The 17,960-nt window shown below is 66.4% G+C and carries 16 protein-coding genes; 7 read left to right on the top strand and 9 right to left on the bottom strand.

Annotated features, from left to right (window positions below; translation table 11 throughout):
• Positions 1-16: 16 nt before the first annotated feature.
• On the bottom strand, positions 17-364 hold the full coding sequence (nirD, locus tag MELE44368_RS22135; protein WP_128110471.1) for a nitrite reductase small subunit NirD: 348 nt from the start codon (positions 362-364) through the stop codon (positions 17-19).
• A complete protein-coding gene (gene nirB / locus MELE44368_RS22130) occupies positions 361-2,922 on the bottom strand; it encodes a nitrite reductase large subunit NirB (protein WP_128110470.1) in 2,562 nt (853 codons plus the stop codon). Before nirB ends, nirD begins: the two co-directional genes overlap by 4 nt.
• 224 nt (positions 2,923-3,146) lie before the next feature.
• Here nirB and MELE44368_RS22125 point away from each other — a divergent pair, with 224 nt between their 5' ends.
• Positions 3,147-3,581: an Hsp20/alpha crystallin family protein gene (locus tag MELE44368_RS22125; protein ID WP_128110469.1), complete on the top strand. Its 435-nt coding sequence runs from the start codon at positions 3,147-3,149 to the stop codon at positions 3,579-3,581.
• 54 nt (positions 3,582-3,635) lie between these two features.
• Here the strand turns inward: MELE44368_RS22125 and MELE44368_RS26780 are convergent, their stop codons facing one another.
• Together MELE44368_RS26780 and MELE44368_RS22115 are read right to left on the bottom strand one after the other, a co-directional pair.
• Positions 3,636-4,031 (bottom strand): hypothetical protein, encoded by a 396-nt coding sequence (locus tag MELE44368_RS26780; protein WP_164890199.1) that lies wholly within the window; start codon positions 4,029-4,031, stop codon positions 3,636-3,638.
• A gap of 10 nt (positions 4,032-4,041) precedes the next feature.
• Positions 4,042-4,800, bottom strand: a complete 759-nt coding sequence (locus MELE44368_RS22115; protein ID WP_128110467.1) for an isocitrate lyase/PEP mutase family protein — start codon at positions 4,798-4,800, stop codon at positions 4,042-4,044.
• A gap of 130 nt (positions 4,801-4,930) precedes the next feature.
• Between MELE44368_RS22115 and MELE44368_RS22110 the strand changes: the two genes are divergently transcribed.
• The 5 genes from MELE44368_RS22110 to MELE44368_RS22090 all read left to right on the top strand — a co-directional run bounded on the left by MELE44368_RS22110 (position 4,931) and on the right by MELE44368_RS22090 (position 9,062).
• Positions 4,931-5,227 (top strand): Rv0250c family protein, encoded by a 297-nt coding sequence (locus MELE44368_RS22110; RefSeq protein ID WP_046750532.1) that lies wholly within the window; start codon positions 4,931-4,933, stop codon positions 5,225-5,227.
• Between the two features lie 42 nt (positions 5,228-5,269).
• Positions 5,270-6,091 carry a succinate dehydrogenase subunit SdhC gene (locus tag MELE44368_RS22105; RefSeq protein ID WP_128110466.1) on the top strand — a complete coding sequence of 274 codons (822 nt, stop codon included), beginning with the start codon at positions 5,270-5,272 and terminating at the stop codon, positions 6,089-6,091.
• 40 nt (positions 6,092-6,131) lie between these two features.
• Complete coding sequence (locus MELE44368_RS22100; RefSeq protein ID WP_128110465.1) at positions 6,132-8,081, top strand: fumarate reductase/succinate dehydrogenase flavoprotein subunit; 1,950 nt, start codon at positions 6,132-6,134, stop codon at positions 8,079-8,081.
• Positions 8,078-8,824, top strand: coding sequence for a succinate dehydrogenase/fumarate reductase iron-sulfur subunit (locus MELE44368_RS22095; RefSeq protein ID WP_128110464.1), 747 nt, complete (start codon positions 8,078-8,080; stop codon positions 8,822-8,824). Before MELE44368_RS22100 ends, MELE44368_RS22095 begins: the two co-directional genes overlap by 4 nt.
• Positions 8,825-8,900: 76 nt before the next feature.
• Positions 8,901-9,062: a hypothetical protein gene (locus tag MELE44368_RS22090; RefSeq protein ID WP_109746953.1), complete on the top strand. Its 162-nt coding sequence runs from the start codon at positions 8,901-8,903 to the stop codon at positions 9,060-9,062.
• A 20-nt stretch (positions 9,063-9,082) separates the two neighbouring features.
• Here MELE44368_RS22090 and MELE44368_RS22085 read toward each other — a convergent pair whose 3' ends face one another.
• Positions 9,083-9,568 (bottom strand): flavin reductase family protein, encoded by a 486-nt coding sequence (locus MELE44368_RS22085; RefSeq protein WP_046750536.1) that lies wholly within the window; start codon positions 9,566-9,568, stop codon positions 9,083-9,085.
• A 77-nt stretch (positions 9,569-9,645) separates the two neighbouring features.
• Here MELE44368_RS22085 and MELE44368_RS22080 point away from each other — a divergent pair, with 77 nt between their 5' ends.
• Positions 9,646-10,323, top strand: a complete 678-nt coding sequence (locus MELE44368_RS22080; protein WP_064890268.1) for a GAP family protein — start codon at positions 9,646-9,648, stop codon at positions 10,321-10,323.
• 7 nt (positions 10,324-10,330) lie between these two features.
• On the opposite strand, the gene pe is transcribed toward MELE44368_RS22080, so the two are convergent.
• The 4 genes from pe to MELE44368_RS22060 are packed head-to-tail and all read right to left on the bottom strand — an operon-like array spanning position 10,331 to position 17,767.
• Positions 10,331-11,473, bottom strand: a complete 1,143-nt coding sequence (pe, locus tag MELE44368_RS22075; protein WP_046750538.1) for an acyltransferase PE — start codon at positions 11,471-11,473, stop codon at positions 10,331-10,333.
• 59 nt (positions 11,474-11,532) lie between these two features.
• The gene (locus MELE44368_RS22070; protein ID WP_083043161.1) at positions 11,533-13,287 is read right to left on the bottom strand and encodes an AMP-binding protein; all 1,755 of its coding nucleotides are present in this window, start codon (positions 13,285-13,287) and stop codon (positions 11,533-11,535) included.
• 10 nt (positions 13,288-13,297) lie between these two features.
• A complete protein-coding gene (locus tag MELE44368_RS22065) occupies positions 13,298-16,294 on the bottom strand; it encodes an MMPL/RND family transporter (RefSeq protein ID WP_128110463.1) in 2,997 nt (998 codons plus the stop codon).
• Between the two features lie 51 nt (positions 16,295-16,345).
• Complete coding sequence (locus MELE44368_RS22060) at positions 16,346-17,767, bottom strand: condensation domain-containing protein (RefSeq protein ID WP_128110462.1); 1,422 nt, start codon at positions 17,765-17,767, stop codon at positions 16,346-16,348.
• Between the last annotated feature and the right edge of the window lie 193 nt (positions 17,768-17,960).

The raw sequence follows: 17,960 nt of genomic DNA, 5'->3' as shown, positions 1-17,960 counted from the left end.
TTTGGGCGAGTGGGGGCTACCCCGCGATCTCGACCTGGCCGTCGGCGGTGACCCGCGTCGGATATACCGGCAGCGCGACGCCGGGCTCGTCGAGACACACTCCGTCCTCGAGCGTGAAGGCCTGCTTCTTGATCGGCGACTGAACGATCGGACGCCCGCCGCGGTCGCCGACGATGCCGCGCGAGATCACCGCCGCGCCGCAGAACGGGTCGATGTTGCCGACCGCGTGCAGCGACCCGTCGTCCAGCCGGAACAGCGCGGCTTGCGCGCCGTCGTGCAGCAGCACACCGACGCCGCGGTTGGGAATCAGGAAGTCGTACGGGCAGGCGGTGGTCCAGACATGAATCTCGTTGAGCAGCGTCATCGTTGTGGCACCTTCGGCATTCCGATCGGGACCTTGCGTCCCGCCCTTTCGGTGAAGTCGATCATGGGGTCCGCGACATCGGGGGCGTTGACGAACGAGACGAACCTCGACAGCTTGTCGGGATCCTCCAGCACGCCCTTCCACTCGCACGCGTAACCCTCGACGTGGCGTGCGATCGCGTCTTCGAACTCGGCGGCAAGCCCCAGCGAGTCGTTGCAGACCACATCCCGCAGATGCTCGAGTCCGCCGTCGAGCGCTTCCAGCCATGAGGCGGTGCGCTGCAGCCGGTCTGCCGTGCGGATGTAGAACATCAGGAACCGGTCGATATAGCGGACCAGCGTCTCGTCGTCGAGGTCGCCGGCCAACAGCTGCGCATGCCGCGGCGACATCCCTCCGTTGCCGCCGACGTAGAGGTTCCAACCCTTTTCGGTGGCGATGACGCCGACGTCCTTGCTCTGCGCCTCGGCGCATTCGCGCGCGCAACCCGACACGCCCATCTTGATCTTGTGCGGAGCACGCAGCCCGCGATACCGCAGCTCCAGGTCGATCGCCATCTGCACCGAATCCTGTTGCCCGTAGCGGCACCAGTCGCTGCCCACACAGCTCTTCACGGTGCGCAGCGCCTTGCCGTAGGCGTGCCCGGACTCCATGCCGCCGTCGACCAGCCGGCGCCAGATCTCGGGCAGCTGGTCCACCCGCGCGCCGAACATGTCGATCCGCTGACCGCCGGTGATCTTGGTGTAGAGGTTGAAATCCCGTGCGATCTCGCCGATCAGGATCAGCTGCTCGGGGGTGATGTCGCCGCCGGGCACCCGGGGCACGACCGAGTAGCTGCCGTTCTTCTGGATGTTGGCCAGGAAGTGGTCGTTGGAGTCCTGCAGCGAGGCCTGTTCGCCGTCGAGGATGTGGTCGGAGCTCGTCGAAGCCAGGATGGACGCGACGACGGGTTTGCAGATGTCACAACCTTTTCCGGTGCCGAAACGCTCGATCAGCGCCGAGAACGTCCTGGTCGATTCCGATGGTCCCGCGGTGATGATCTCGAACAGCTCGGCGCGCGACTGGCTGAAATGTTCGCACAGCGCCGTGGACTGTTCGACGCCCTCGGCTTCCAGGAGTTGCTTGAGCAGCGGTACGCACGAACCGCAGGACGTGCCCGCCAGCGTGCACTTCTTCAAGGCGGGCACGTCACAGCAGCCGTCGGCGATCGCGTCGCTGAGATCGCCCTTTGTGACGTTGTTGCAGGAGCAGATCTGCGCCGACGCGGGCAGCGCGCCGACTCCCAAACCTGTTCCCGCCCCGTCGCTTCCGGACGGGGCGATGAGCGCCAGCGCGTCGCCGGGCAGCGCCTCGCCGACCATCGGCCGCAGCAGCCCGTACGCCGAGGCGTCGCCGACGAGGATGCCGCCGAGCAGCGTCTTGGCGTCGTCGGAGAGCACCAGCTTGGCGTAGGTCTGGCTGACCGCGTCGTTGACCACCACCTCGAGGCAGTTCGGCGTCGTGCCCAGCGCGTCGCCGAAGCTGGCGACGTCGACGCCGAGCAGCTTGAGCTTGGTCGACATGTCGGCCTCACCGAATTCCGCTGCCCCGCCGAGCAGCCGGTCGGCGACCACCTCGGCGCTGGTGTAACCGGGGCCGACGAGGCCGTAGCAGCGGCCGTCGATGGCGGCCACCTCGCCGATCGCGAAGATGTCGGGATCGGTGGTGACACAGCCGAGGTCGGTCAGCACGCCGCCACGCTGGGCGATGTCCAGCTCGGCGTCGCGGGCCAGTTCGTCACGGGGACGCACGCCCGCGGCGAAGATCACCAGGCCCGCGTCGATGAAGGTGCCGTCGCTCAGGCTCACCCGAACCGAGTCGTCGTCGGCGGACCGCCGCACGGGTCGGTTGCGTTGGGCGGGGCGAATCGACTCGGTGCCGACGCCGACGTGCACGCGGATCCCCAGGTCGGTGATCATCCGGCTCAGCAGCGCCCCACCGGCCTCGTCGAGTTGCTGGGTCATCAGCCGCGGGGCCATCTCGACGATGTGGGCTTCGAGGCCGAACTTGCGCAACGCGTTGGCGGCCTCCAGCCCGAGCAGCCCTCCGCCGATCACCACGCCCACGGGCACGCGCCGGGCCGTTTTGAGTCGCTCGGCGTCTGCCCGGATCGCGTCGAGGTCGTCGAGGGTGCGGTAGACGTGGCACGACGGCAGGTCGTGGCCGGGGACCGGGGGAACGAACGCATAGGAGCCGGTGGCCAGCACCAACGCGTCGTAGCCGAGCTGGCGGCCGTCGGCGGTCGTCACCGATTTGGTGGCCCGGTCGATCCGGGTCACGCGGCTGCCCAACCGCAGGTCGACGAGGTCGTCGCCGGCGTAGTCGTTGCCCGGCAGCGCCAGCAGCCGACGGTCCCAGTGCTCGGTGTAGCCGGTGAGCCCGACCCGGTCATAGGCCGCGTCGGCTTCCTCGGCCAGCACGGTGACGCGCCATGTGCCGTCGGCGTCGCGCGAGCGCAACGCCTCCACGAACCGGTGTCCGACCATGCCGTGGCCGACGACCACCACGTCTTTAGGTGTCATGGCGCCGACGTTAAGGAGCCGATATTGCCGCAATGTCGCCTTGTGTGAAGCGCCAATCACGGTGTGCTCACGCCTTTGCGGCCTTGCCTGTGAGCTTCACCCACGGCGAACATACGCAGGTGGAATATGAGCGTGATCGACTCAAGTTCTAAGGGGTAGAGGCCGGTCAGAGGGCCGGCCGCTTGGGAAGAAACGTCAGGAAAGGGAAAGGAAGGGAAGCACAGATGAGCACTTTGGCATTGAGGACCCGTCCCACCTGGGACCTCGATCGTTGGGTGCGGGACTTCTTCGGCCCCGCGACCTCCGATGAGTGGTTCGGCGGCGCGTTCACCCCCGCCGCGGAGATCCTCAGGGACGGCGATGACGCTTTGGTACGCGTCGAGTTGCCCGGCGTGGACGTCGAGAAGGACGTCAACGTCGACCTGGATCGCGGATATCTGGTGATCCACGGCGAACGGCGCGATGAGCGTGCCGAGGACCGCAATGGTCGCGCACTTCGGGAGGTGCGTTACGGGTCGTTCCGCCGGTCGTTCAAGCTTCCGGCGCACGTCACCGAGGACGCCATCTCCGCGACGTATGAGAAGGGTGTGCTGACCGTCCGCGTGGCGGGTGCCTACCGCGGCGCCGAGACCAAGCGCATCGCGATCGAAAGCAAGTAATTCGGTACCAGGTACGGAATCCGGTGGGGCTCAGGCTCCACCGGATTCGTCGTATCAGGGGCCGGTCGGCCTGGTCGTGGTCGTTGTCCTGGTCGTCGTTCTCGTGGTCGTGGTCCTGCTTGTCGTGGTGGTCGTGGTGGTGGATTCCGCCGTGGTGTCGGTGGGCGTGGTCGTCAAAGGAGGCACACCCGCGTTGTCCTCGCTGGTCTGCACGCTGGGCCGCGAGTAACTCGTGGTCGACGTCGGAGATGTCGTATAGGTCGACACGGGCGACGACGGCGCCGGCGGTGGGATGGTCTCGGGCGTCTTCGCCCCGTCCGAGGTCCGCATCACCGCATAGACCAGCACCAGCAGCAGGATCAGCGCGACGACGCCGGCGGCCACCACCACCGGCTGCTGGTTGTACCAGATCGGCTCGTCTTCGCCTGAGTCTTCCGGGTCTTCTGCCACAGCCGAGAACCTAGGTCCAGCGCTGCAGGATCTCGGTGGCCCGCCCCGACAGCGCGTTCTGCAGAAACGGCCCGAAGCTGATCCGGCCGACGCCGAGCGGGCCGAACGTCGCGGGGTCGTCCTGGTCGGGGACCGCGATGGCGTTGATCGGAAGTGGAAGCTCGGTTGCCAACCGGCGCAAGGTATCTGCGTCGTGCCGGCCCACCGGGTACAGCACGTCGGCCCCGGCGGAGGCGGCGGCGGTCAGCCGTGCGACCGCGCGGTCGACGCGGTCGGACTCGTCCCCGTCCTGGCGCAGAAACAGGTCGGTGCGGGCGTTGACGACGACGTGCACGCCCGTGCTGTCGGCGGCGTCACGCAGTGCGCCGACGAGTTCGGCGTGCTCGGCCACCGTCCGTAGCCTGCCGCCTTCACCGTGCACGGTGTCCTCGATGTTGAGCCCGACAGCGCCCGCGTCCAGCAGACCCTCGATCAAGCGGCCCGGCGGCTGGCCGTACCCCGATTCGATGTCGACCGAGACCGGCACGTCGACCGCCGCGGTGATCTGCTCCACGCGGGCGAGCACCTCGGCGAACGTCATGCCCTCCCGATCCTCTTTCCCGACCGAACCGGCAAGGGGATGGCTGCCGACGGTCAGCGCAGCAAACCCGGCGTCGACCGCGAGGCGGGCCGACCACGCATCCCACACCGTGGGCAGGATCACCGGGTTGCCGGGCTGGTGCATGGCCAGCAGGGCGTCGGCCCGTTCCCCAAGGCTCCGTTCGGGCATCGACCCACCTCCGTTTTATCGGCATCATTCCAGGTCGTCCGACGTGATCTGTCTCACGCCGGACCGCATGATGTGGCTAGCATCAGGTGTCGTACGGTGATTCCTGACACCTTCAGCCCAAGGAGGTCAATTGTCCAGCACTACCGAACTCGCCGAGCTGCACGAGCTAATCGGCAGACTGCGGCGGTGCGCGACTTCGCTGGCGTCGAGATACGGGGACACCCCGGCCACGCGCCGCATCGTCAACGATGCGGAACGTCTTCTCAACGACATCGATCGTCTCGACATTGACATCGACGAGCTGGAGTTGGCTCGCGGGGTGACCCACCAACCCCACTCCGGCGAGCGAATTCCGATCCCGGACACCAAGTACGACACCGAATTTTGGCGCGGCGTCGACGACGAGGGTCTCGGCGGCACGCGATAAGCGCGTGCGGCCAACGGGACACATCGAGACCGAAAGGGAACAGTGAGCGCACCGACCGCCGACCGCAGGGCGACCGGCGTCTTTTCGCCGGGCCGTGCCCAGATTCCACAGCGCACGCTACGCACCGACCGCTGGTGGATGCCCACGGTATGGACCAACCTCGGGCTGGCCGCGTTCGTCATCTATGCGACGATCCGCGCGTTCTGGGGCAGCGCCTATTACGTGCCGGATTACCACTACCTGACGCCGTTCTACTCGCCGTGCATCAGCACCGCCTGCGAGCCGGGGGCGAGCCACCTGGGTCAGTGGGTCGGCGACCTGCCCTGGTTCATCCCGATGGCGTTCATCTCGCTGCCGTTTTTGTTGCTGTTCCGGCTCACCTGCTACTACTACCGCAGGGCCTACTACCGGTCGGTGTGGCAGTCGCCGCCGGCCTGCGCTGTGGCCGAACCGCATTCGGCCTACACCGGTGAGACCCGTCTGCCGCTGATCATCCAGAACAGCCACCGCTACTTCTTCTATGTGGCGCTTGCCATCACCCTGCTCAACACGTACGACGCGCTCAGCGCGTTCCGGTCTCCCGAGGGCTTCGGCGTGGGGTTGGGCAACCTGATTCTGACCGCCAACGTGATCCTGTTGTGGGGCTACACGGTCTCTTGCCACTCGTGCCGCCACGTCACCGGCGGACGGCTCAAGCACTTCTCCAAGCACCCTGTGCGCTACTGGCTTTGGACACAGATCAGCAAGCTCAACACCCGGCATATGCAGTTCGCGTGGATCACCCTGGGTTCGCTGATGCTGACCGACTTCTACATCATGTTGGTGGCCAGCGGGACCATTACGGACCTGCGGTTCATTGGCTGACAACGTTATTCGTGACTAGTACAGATTCGAGCGAGGATTGATGTCTGAAGTTGGAGCTCTTCGCGCAAGCGGCTCATCAGAAGTTGAACGGCACTCTTACGACGTGATCGTGATCGGCGCCGGCGGTGCGGGTTTGCGCGCTGTCATCGAGGCGCGGGAGCGTGGCCTGAAGGTCGCGGTGATCACCAAGTCACTGTTCGGCAAGGCCCACACCGTGATGGCCGAGGGTGGTTGCGCGGCAGCGATGGGCAACGTCAACCCCAAGGACAACTGGCAGGTCCACTTCAAGGACACCATGCGCGGCGGGAAGTTCCTGAACAACTGGCGCATGGCCGAACTGCACGCCAAGGAGGCTCCCGACCGGGTCTGGGAGCTGGAGACCTACGGCGCGCTGTTCGACCGCACCAAGGACGGCAGGATCAGCCAGCGCAACTTCGGCGGCCACACCTACCCGCGCCTGGCCCATGTCGGTGACCGCACCGGTCTGGAGATCATCCGCACCCTGCAGCAGAAGATCGTCTCGCTGCAGCAGGAGGACAAGGCCGAGTTCGGCGACTACGAGGCGCGGATCAAGGTCTTCCACGAATGCACCATCACCGACCTGATCAAGGACGGTGACCGCATCGCGGGTGCCTTCGGGTACTGGCGCGAAAGCGGCAGGTTCGTGCTGTTCGAGACCCCGGCGGTGGTGCTGGCCACCGGCGGCATCGGCAAGTCCTACAAGGTGACGTCGAACTCGTGGGAGTACACCGGTGACGGGCATGCGCTGGCCCTGCGGGCGGGCGCGACGCTGATCAACATGGAGTTCGTGCAGTTCCACCCGACCGGGATGGTGTGGCCGCCCAGCGTGAAAGGCATCCTGGTCACCGAGGGTGTCCGCGGCGACGGCGGGGTGCTGAAGAACTCCGACGGCAAGCGGTTCATGTTCGACTACATCCCGCCGGTGTTCAAGGGCCAGTACGCCGAGTCCATCGAGGAAGCCGACCAATGGCTCAAGGACAACGACTCCGCGCGGCGCACCCCGGACCTGCTGCCCCGTGACGAGGTGGCCCGCGCCATCAACTCCGAGGTCAAGGCGGGGCGCGGCAGCCCGCACGGCGGCGTCTACCTCGACATCGCGTCGCGGCTGCCCGCCGAGGAGATCAAGAGCCGGCTGCCGTCGATGTATCACCAGTTCATGGAGCTCGCCGAGGTGGACATCACCAAGGAGCCCATGGAGGTCGGTCCGACGTGCCACTACGTGATGGGTGGGGTCGAGGTCGACCCGGACACCGGGGCGGCCAAGACGGCGGGCCTGTTCGCCGCGGGCGAGTGTTCGGGCGGCATGCACGGTTCCAACCGTCTGGGCGGCAACTCGCTGTCGGACCTGCTGGTGTTCGGCAGGCGTGCGGGGCTGGGCGCAGCCGACTACGTGCGCGCGCTCAAAGACCGGCCGAAGGTGTCTGACCAAGCCGTCACCGACGCGGCCAAGCTCGCGCTCTCCCCGTTTGACGGTCCGACCAGCGGGGAGCAGGCCGAGAACCCCTACAAGCTGCAGCGGGACCTGCAGGACACGATGAACAGCCTGGTCGGGATCATCCGCAGGGCCGATGAGGTGGCCGAGGCGATCGAGAAGCTCACGGAGCTGCGCGAGCGGTACAAGCGGGTCCGGGTGGACGGCGGCCGGCACTACAACCCGGGCTGGCATCTGGCCATCGACCTGCGCAACATGCTGCTGGTCAGCGAGTGCATCGCCCGGGCGGCGCTGGAGCGCACCGAGAGCCGCGGCGGGCACACCCGCGACGACTACCCGTCGATGGAAACGACATGGCGCAAGACGTTGCTGGTGTGCCGGACGCAGGGAGACGGGGTCGTTCCAGAGGTCACCATCACCCGTGAGGACCAGGTCCCGATGCGCGAGGACCTGCTCGAATTGATCGAAATCGACGAGTTGGAGAAGTACTTCACCCCAGAAGAGCTCGCCAACCACCCGGCAAGGAGAGGCGCATGAGCTACCAGGCAAACCTGCGGGTTTGGCGCGGTGACGACGACGGCGGAGCGCTGCAGGAGTTCACCGTCGAGGCCAACGAGGGCGAGGTGGTGCTCGACGTCATCCACCGGTTGCAGCAAACGCAGGCCGGCGACCTCGCCGTGCGGTGGAACTGCAAGGCGGGCAAGTGCGGCTCGTGCTCGGCAGAGATCAACGGTATGCCCCGGCTGATGTGCATGACGCGGATGTCGACGTTCGACCCGTCCGAGACCATCACGGTGACGCCGCTGCGGACATTCCCTGTGGTGCGCGACCTCGTCACCGACGTGTCGTTCAACTACCAGAAGGCCCGGGAGATCCCGTCGTTCACGCCGCCCAAGGACTTGCAGCCGGGCGAGTACCGGATGCAGCAGGTGGACGTGAACCGGTCCCAGGAGTTCCGCAAGTGCATCGAGTGCTTCCTGTGCCAGAACGTCTGCCACGTGATGCGTGACCACGAGGAGAACAAGCAGGCGTTCGCGGGCCCGCGCTACTTCATCCGGACCGCGGAACTGGAGATGCACCCCCTCGATCAGGCGGACCGCCGCGATCTCGCTCAGGACGAAGCCGGGCTCGGGCTGTGCAACATCACCAAGTGCTGTACCGAGGTGTGCCCCGAGAACATCAAGATCACCGACAACGCGATCATTCCGATGAAGGAGCGTGTGGCCGGTCACCGGTACGACCCGCTGGTGTGGCTGGGCAACAAGCTGTTCCGGCGTTAACAAACGGGCTTGAGTTAACCCGGTGCGGGGGTAGCCTCAAGGGAAAGCAGCCAATCAACGACGAAAGGCAGCGCTTATGCCCTTACGAGAGCGACACAGCATCAACGAGATTCGCACCGCTATTCGCGAGCTCAGCAGGCGCGCAACGCTTGCACGCAAGGAAGGGCGCGTAGCCGACGCCGAGGAGATCGAGCAGCGCATCCAGTCGTACCGTGAGGAGCTCGCTGCGCACCCCTGACCTGACGGGGTTCGCCGGCCTTAGATGCCGAGTCGGCGAAATGTGCTGCGGTGGAACACGATCGGCGCCACGTCGGGATGCACGGTGATGTCGCAGACCCGCAGGATGACGATCGTGTGATCGCCCGCCGGGACCAGCTGTTCGATCGAGCTCTCCAACCAGACGCTGGTGCCCTCGATGAACACCGCGCCCGACTCCCGGGACACCGTCTGCAGGCCGGCGAACCGGTCGCCGGTTTTGGCGGCCAGCGCGCGCGCCGCCTCGTCGTGGGATTCGCCGAGCACGCTGATGCCAAGCGACGGCAGGTCTTTGAGCTTGGGCCACGTTTCCGAGGTGTTCTGCACGCAGAACGACACCAGCGGCGGCTCCAGCGAGACCGGCACGAACGTGCTTGCGGCGAGGCCCACCCTGGTGCCGTCGACCTCGGCTGCGATGGCGATGACGCCCGACGGAAAGTGCCCGAACGCTTCTCGCAGCGTGGTGGGGCTCAGATCAATGGAACTCATATGTGAACCATCTTCACACGTCCCGGAGTGGTAGGCCACGTCCGGGCTGCGCCGCGGCGGGTAACCTGACGCTCGTCATGTGGATACCGCTCCTGGCGATGGCCGTTGCCGTCAGTCTGGAGCCCTTCCGGATCGGCATGACGGTGCTGATGCTCAACCGGCCCCGGCCGTTGCTGCAACTGGGCGTCTTCCTCACCGGCGGTTTCGCGATGGGGCTCACGGTCGGCGTGCTCGTGCTCTTCTTGCTGCGGCCCGCGCTGGGATCAACTCACTTCAACCTGCCGCGGGTGCAGATCACGGTGGGCGCGGTGCTGCTGGCCTACGCCGCGTTGGTGGCCGCGGGTGTGTTTCGAGCCAGGCATGAGTCCGACGGGCCGAGCGGTCGCGCCGCCCGGCTGTTCGGGATGCTCACGGATCGCGGCAGGCAACTGCTCAACGGCAGGTCGTTGTGGACGGCTGGGGTGGCCGGCCTCGGTATCGCGTTGCCGTCGGTCGACTACCTGGCTGCGCTGGCGCTGATTGTGGCGTCCGGCGCGTCGACCGCGATCCAACTCGGCGCGCTGGCCCTGTTCAACGTGGTGGCGTTCGCCCTCGTGGAGGTTCCGCTGCTGTGCTACCTGGTGGCCCCGGACCGCACCCGCGCGGCTCTCTCGGCGCTGTACGACTGGCTTCGCGCGCAGGGGCGTCGCGGGGTGGCCCTGCTGCTGGCCGTGGTCGGCGGCGTGCTGCTCGGCATCGGCTGGGCCGGGCTTTGAGCCGCGATCAGTTCTCAGGGAGGTTGTTCAGCACGTACTGCATCCCCGAGAGCAGCTGCGACACCGGATCTGCCGCCCCGCCGAACGCGGCTTGGGTGGCCGGTGCGGTAACGGCCGCGGGGTCATAGCCGTTAACCGGATCCACCGTGATCGGCGCCGTCAACGGATCGTCGTTCCGCGAGTAGCCCGCGTCCACGTAGGGCTTGAGCACCGCGTCGAGCTTGATCAGCGTCTCCTGGGGCACCCCGAGATACTTGAACGGCATCACCAGCGGCAGGTGCTCCTCGGGGATCAGGAACGTCGTCGTCTTCGCGCCCCTGGAGTTCACCGTCGTGCGGATGTTCTGCGGCGGCACCATGCTCGGATCGGTGAACGCCACCGCGGTGTGGCCCGTCGCGAGGCCGACGATCGCGTTGGCGACCGATATCCAGTTGTCCGGACGGTCCGGCCAGTCGGCGATGCTGTCGTAGGCGGAGACGAACTGGTAGGTGTCGTACTGGCTCTCCACCGGCGGCGGTATGCGGAAGTCGAGGGAGGGCACGACACTACCGACGGGGAACACCTGGGTCAGGAAACTCTCCCCGAAGGCGTGCCTGGCCACCGGGTCGCCGTACATCGCGAAGCTCAACTGGTCCGGCGGTGGGGCGGCCGGGTCGTAGGCGAGTTTGGCCTGCACGTCGTTGAGCACCATCGCACCCTCGGACAGGCCGATCGCGGTGCCCTGGCCGCCCTCGCGGATCGCGTGGATGACGTTCGGGGTGCCGACGTCGACCGACTCGCCGACGCTGGGCCCGTCCAGGCCGAGGCCGGGGACCAGGCGCTCGCCCCACGCGCCGATGCCGGGAAAGAAGCGTTCCAGCGTGTGGCCCTGGACCTGCCCGGCCGGGTAGTCGACGATCTGCCGGTCCATTCCCGGGAACCAGTCGGCGCCCGTGCGCAGGATGTACTCGTCGTAGGGGATGCCCGAGACGTGGGCTCCGCCCAACGCATACGCCCGGCCGGGCGTGCCCAACGGCGGCGGAGCATCGACGGGGTTCGGCGGCGGTGTGGGCGGCGCCCCGGCGTCGTCGGCCGAGGCGATCCCGAGCCCGAAACACCCTGCGGCACCGAACGTTGTCAACGCGGTGGCGATCGCGAAAACCCGCTTCACGGCTTCCGTAGGCCTCCCCCCGCCACTCGGGTGCACTGCGTTCAACCTACTCCGTCTCGTCACTGCGGAACCCCCTCCCGCGCGTCCAGCCGGGTGAACCCGCCCTGCTGATACAACTCGAGGCAGGTGCTGCGGCGGATCTTGCCGCTCGTGGTCGTGGGGATCGACCCCGACGGCACCAACACGAGGTCGCCGACGCTGAGCCCGTGGGCGTTGGAGACCGCGGCGGTCACCTTGCTCTTCACGTCACCGAACCAGCGCATCGCGTCCTCGTCGATGCCGGTTGGCTCCTTGAGCTCGATGACGGTGACCAGTGTCTCGGTGCCGTTCACCGGGACCGCGATGGCAGCAACCCGGCCGCGGGTGATCTCTTGCACCGTCGCCTCGATGTCCTCGGGATAGTGGTTGCGTCCCCGCACGATCAGCAGGTCCTTGATGCGTCCGACGATGAACAACTCGCCCTCGTGGACGAAACCGAGGTCGCCGGTGCGCAACCACGGCCCCTCCGGCGTGCCAGGTGAGGGATCGACAATCGTTGCGCCGAAACAGCTTTGCTCCTCCGGCGGTTTTCGCCAGTAGCCGTTCGAGACGTTCTCGCCGTGCACCCAGATCTCCCCGACCAGATCGGGTGCGCACTCGCGGTGGGTTTCGCTGTCGACGATCCGCAGCGACGGCCCTTGTGGCACACGGTATTTGACCAGCGCGGTGCCCTTCCCTGCCGCGCACGGCCGCACCCGGCCCGCCCCCAGTTCGGCGGCGTCGAAGTACGCCGCCGGTGAGCTCTCGTCCCACGTCCCCGACGCCACGAAGACCGTCGCCTCCGCCAATCCGTACGCAGGCCGCATCACGTGATCGCGGAGATTGAAGTGCGCGAACCGATCGACGAAACGGTGCAGCGTGTCCGGGTCGACGCGTTCGGCACCGCTGACGATGCCATCCACGCCGCCGAGATCGAGCCCGTCCAGGTCGTCGTCGGTCGTCCTACGGGCGGCCAGGTCGAACGCGAAGTTCGGCGCCGACGACCACGCGTGACGGTTCTTCGCCAGTGCGCGTATCCATCGAGACGGCTTCTCCAGGAACGCTTCTGGGCTCATCAACTCGGCGCGACGACCACTGAGGATCGGTGCGCACACCCCGAGCACCAAACCCATGTCGTGGTAGAAGGGCAGCCACGACACGAACGTGGCGTTCGGGCGCAGCGGGGTCTCGGCGAAGAAGCTTCGCGCCAGCTGATCGAAATTCACCGTGAGGTTGCGATGCGAGAGCATGACCCCGGCGGGCAGCCGGGTCGAACCCGAGCTGTACTGCAGATAGGCGATGCCGGGCCACTCGGCCGGCATCGAGCCCGTCCCGGCCTCGATGTCCAGGTTCAGCGAATCGACCTCGACGATCGTCGGTTCCGCGGCCGAACCCGCGACGATATTGCCGACCCCGGCCGCGGCCGCTGACGTCGTGAGGACAACCGACGGCTCCGTGTCGGCAAGGACCGCGATCACCCGGTCGTGACCCGCACCGGGATGCGGCAACGGGAGCGGCACCGCCACGAGGCCCGCCTGCATCGACCCCAGGAACGCCACGACGTACTCCAGGCTCTGCGGAGCGAGGATGACCGCGCGGTCGCCCGTCGTGCCGTGCCGCTTGATCTCCTCGGCGAGGTTCGTCGTTCGACGCGCCAGCTGTGACCACGTGAGGCTTTCCCGAATGCCGCCCGGATCGCGGCCGTGGTCGGTGAACGTGAACGCGACGTCGTCGGGGCGCAGGCTGGCGCGACCGTGCAGTATCGACAGGATCGATGCGTCAGAAGTTGTTGTCACGGTTTGCCCATCAGCTCGTCGATTCCACAGGTACACGCTCGGCCCGTCGCGGCCCGAGCCGCGACGGCCACCAGTTCGCCCGCCCGACCAGCGTGGCGATGGCCGGAACCGTGATCGTGCGGACCACGAAGGTGTCCAACAAGATTCCCACGCCGATCACGAAACCGCCTTGCACCACGATGTCGATACTCGAGAACAGCAGACCGGTCATCGAGGCAGCGAAGATCAGGCCCGCCGCGGTGATCACCCCGCCGGTCGAACCCAGCGTCCGGATGACGCCGTAACGCACGCTGCTCGGTGATTCGTCGCGTAGTCGTGACACGAAAAGCATGTTGTAGTCGGCACCGACGGCGACCAGCACCACGAACGCCAACGGGGGCACACTCCAGTGCAGCTCCTGACCGAACAGCAGCTGGAACGTCAGGACGCCGATACCGATCGCCGCGAAGAACGACACCACCACGGATCCCACCAGGTAGAGCGGTGCGATGAGGGCACGTAGCAGCACCATCAGGGTGAGCAGGACGACGACGAGGGTCGCGGCGATGATGTACCGGATGTCCTGCTGGTAGTAGTCACGCGTGTCCCGCAGGGCGACCGGATACCCGCCCATCGACACCGTCGCGTCGGCGAGCGTGGTGTTCGGCTGGGCGCCGCGGGCGACGTCGTAGATCTCGTTAACCTGGTCCATCGCCTCCGGGCTGAACGGGTTGAGCTCGGTTTGGACGAGGTACCGCACCGAGCGGCCGTCCGGCGAGATGTAGGCCTCGGCGGCTTTCTGGAAATCCGGCAGCTCCAGCACTGCGGCCGGCACGTTGAACCCGGCCTGGGCCGGGTCGGCGGCGTTGGTTCGCATCGACAGCAGAAACGTCGACGCCTCGTTGAGCCCGTTGGCGATCACCTTGACCTGCCTGACGAGCTCGTCGACCCCGCCGGCCACCTCTCGGCTTCCGTCGGCGAGGCGGTTCGCGCCCCGCTGCAGCTCGGCAAGGCCCGTCTCCGGGCCGCCGGGCCGGTCCAGTCCCATGGTGTTGACCGCCTTGGCGACGCCGGCCATGGCGGCGTTCAGCTTGGCCACCGCCTCGTTCAGGGTCTCCCGGTCGTCGACATCCTGGAGTTGGTGCGCGAGGTCGTTGATCTCGTCGAGCCCGCCGGACTCGCGGGCGGCGATGAGCCGCTGGAACTGCATGCGGGTGTCTCTGCAGGACGGGTTGGCGTCGCAGACCGCGTTGCCCTGAAGCGCGCTCAGCACCGGGCCGATCCAGGCGAACATGTCCTTGACGGCGGCGAAGTTGAAGCCCATGGAGTTGCCGAGCGCGTTGACGCTCGCGACGAGCTTGGCCGCGATCTCGACGTCGCGCACCAGCTTGTCGCCGCCGTACTCGGTGCGCACCGAGGAGAACGTGGCGACGAGGTCTCGGATGCTTGGCGCGATCGTGTTGATCTGACCGCGCACGTCAGCGAGGCTGTCGGCGAGCGTGTCAGCCCCGTCCGTCAGCCGGTGGAAATCGCCTGCGCGTGCGCTGATCTGGTCGGAGCCGTCCGCCAACCGGCTTCCGACGAGGCCCGCCTGATACGTGGCCCGGAATTCTTGTGGCACCTCGCCGAGCGGCCGCGTGACGCCGCTGACCAGACCGACGTCGGGGAGTTGCGCGACGCGCGAGGCCAGCTGCTCCAGGTCGGCGAGCGCACGCGGGTTGCGCAGGTCGTGCGGCGACTGGATCAGGATGTATTCGGGGATCGAGTGGCTGACCGGGAAGTGGCGTTCCAGCGCTGCGTACCCGACCGAACTCGGCGCCGACGCGGGCAGGACCTTGCGGTCGTCGTAGTTGTAGTCCGCGAGCGTTCCCAATCCGGCCAGGAGAGCCAGCACCAGCACGCTGGCGACCAAGTGGGGCACCGGCCTGCGGACGATGCGGACGCCGGAGCGCCGCCAGAAGCGGGCGGTCAGTTCGCGCCGCGGCTTGACCCAGCCGCGCGGCCCTGCGAGCACCAGGATCGCGGGCAGCAGGGTCACGCCTGCGAGGAATGCGATGCCGATGCCGATCGCCGACGACACCCCGACGGTCTTGAACACGCCCATCTGTGCGAAGCCCAGCGCAAGGAAGGTGATACCCACCGTGGCGGCGGACGCGGCGATCACCTTGCCTATCGAGATCATCGCCGCCTTGACCGCGTGGTCGAACTCCCGGCCGGATCGCAGAAAGTCGTGGTAGCGGCTGATGAGGAACACCGCGTAATCGGTTCCGGCGCCGGCCATGATCGCGCTCAGGAACACGATGGACTGGTTCGAGACGCCCACGCCGGTCAGTTCCGACAACCCCGCGACCACAGCCTGGGCGATCAGCAGCGACGACCCGATCGTCACCAACGGCAGCAGCATCGTGACGACGTTGCGGTACACCAGCAGCAGCACGGCCAGCACCAGTACCGCGATCGCGATCTCGATGGGCAGCCTGTCCTGTTCGCCTGCGACGGTGAGGTCGGCGACCGTGGCGGCGGGCCCGGTGAGGTGCACGGCGAGCGGGCCGTCGGGGATTTCGTGGCGAACGATCTCGGCGACCCGGTTGAACGACTCGAAGCCGCGCGGTGTGCCCAACTCACCCTCGAGGCTGATCGGCAGCACCCAGGTGGTCTTGTCCTCGCTGGTCATGAATGGCCGCATCTGCGGCGTGCTGATGAAGTCCTGCACCGACACGACATCGGTGATGTCGTCGCGCACCGCATCCACCACGTCGCGGTAGACGGCCTCGTCAGCGGGGGTGAGCCCGGTTTCGTTGATGAACGCTACGACCAGCAGGTTGTCTGACGCCGGCTCCCGGAACGCCTCGGCCATCTTCGCGGCGGTGACGCTCGACGGGGCGTCGCTGGGCAGAATGGCCAGTGGGTTCTTCTGGGCCATCTCGCCCAGCGACGGAAACGTCAGCGGCAGGGCGACGGCCATGGCCATCCACAGCCCGATCACCGCCCACGGCCAGCGGACCACGATGTCGGCTAGTCGCCGCATTTCGCCCTCACCAGGTCCTCACCAGAGCAAGGCCCACCAAATCGATCCACGCTATGCGACTCGCCCCCAGCTCCCACTGTCGGCGACCAATCCGCACACCGACTTCATCGTCGCCATATAACGAGTGACAGACTTCTGGGCGACCGGATTGTCGGGGTGCAGGATCGCCATGACCGTGCCCTCGCCATAACGGAATATGTAAACCGTGAGCTGATATGAGTAACGGCCGTCCGGATACATCCCGATGTTGTCGGTGACGCCCATATCCACCGCGGCGAGTACCGCATTGAGCGGCGCGGCACCCGCGTGAAAGAAATTCGATACCGGGAAATTCGGTTGTGGCCAACTCAGCCAGGGCGCCAACTCCAGCACCCGGTAGTAAGGCACTTTGGCCATATTCAAATTCGAATCGAAAGAATTCTGCGCCGTCCAGGCGGCGTCACCGAATGACGACGCGCCTATCGGCACGGTGATCGGAACCAATCCGGTGAACCAGCCCTGTGTCATGAAATTGTCGGTGGCAGAACGGGAATCCCGCGGCGTGAGCCCGTAATAGGTCAGCGCACCGGTCAGTTCGTGTTCGACCTGGGCGAGGCAGGCGAACAAGCCACCGACGAACCGGGCGCCCGCCGCCGCGCAAGCCGCTTCGAAGCGTTCGGTCTGCGCGGCGCTCATCAGCACTTCAGTGGTCATGTCGCTGCTGGTCGACTCCAGTGGATCACCAAGTGGCAGCGGAAATTCGGGGAACTGCCCGTTGTTGCTTTCGGCGAAGTCGATCCAGGACTGGACTTCGGGAGAATCGAGGTTCAGCTGCGAAGTGCGCCCGCGCTCGCGAAGACAGAATTCTTCATAGCTGCCCGCATCGGAAAGCGCGAGAGGTTCGCCACCTGTACTCAAAGCGAAATACGTTCCGTTGGCTTCCAACATCGTGGTGCCGATCAACGTCGCATCCCCGTGCACATGATCCATGGCCGCGAAAAACGTGAAATTGTCTTCGTTTTGGACGATTCCGAATGTGAAGCAACCCCACTCCAGCGGACCAGGAATCGCGACGACATGGGCGCGAATCTCGTCGATCGTCATGCTTCCGTGGTCGATCGGCACGAATTCGATGTCAGCCGGATCGGCGAGCGTGTGCCGGATGAATTTGCCGTCACCAGCGTGTTCGAACCAGCTACGAAAGGTATCGTGGCGACGAAGATAAGCATTGACAGCGTGATTCATGGCCGCAATATCGCACTGGCCGCCCAATTCGCAGCTGGCGATGATTTGCCGGGAGAAACTCAATCCGGCCGCGGTTCGCTCGTGATAATTCCGAAGATGCTGTTGTTGCATATAGCTGACCGGCACGGAACTGACCGGGGCTTGTCGTGCCTTCTCGATAGCCGTGGCCGTCGGATGCCATGAGATGACCGAACCCGGTTTCAACGACCATTCGTCGAGCGCGCCGATCGTGATCTTGCCGATTTGCAAACGCGTTCCCCTCCATACCGCTTCTGCCGATTGCCGATCCGGCATCGGCCTTGCCGGACAACATACTTGCGCAGACGCCCGAGCCCGGCCGAATCCCAGTCGTTGGGGATACGAGCATGCTCCACGCCCACATGCCCTAGTCTGCGGGGGCACGCATGATTCATCAGTGCGACATGTGTCCAGGGGGGTCTGG

This window comes from Mycolicibacterium elephantis DSM 44368 (assembly GCF_004014805.1).
GTDB lineage: Bacteria > Actinomycetota > Actinomycetes > Mycobacteriales > Mycobacteriaceae > Mycobacterium > Mycobacterium elephantis.
The sequence above is the reverse complement of the archived record's forward strand: the minus strand, read 5'-3'. Positions and strand labels throughout refer to the sequence as shown.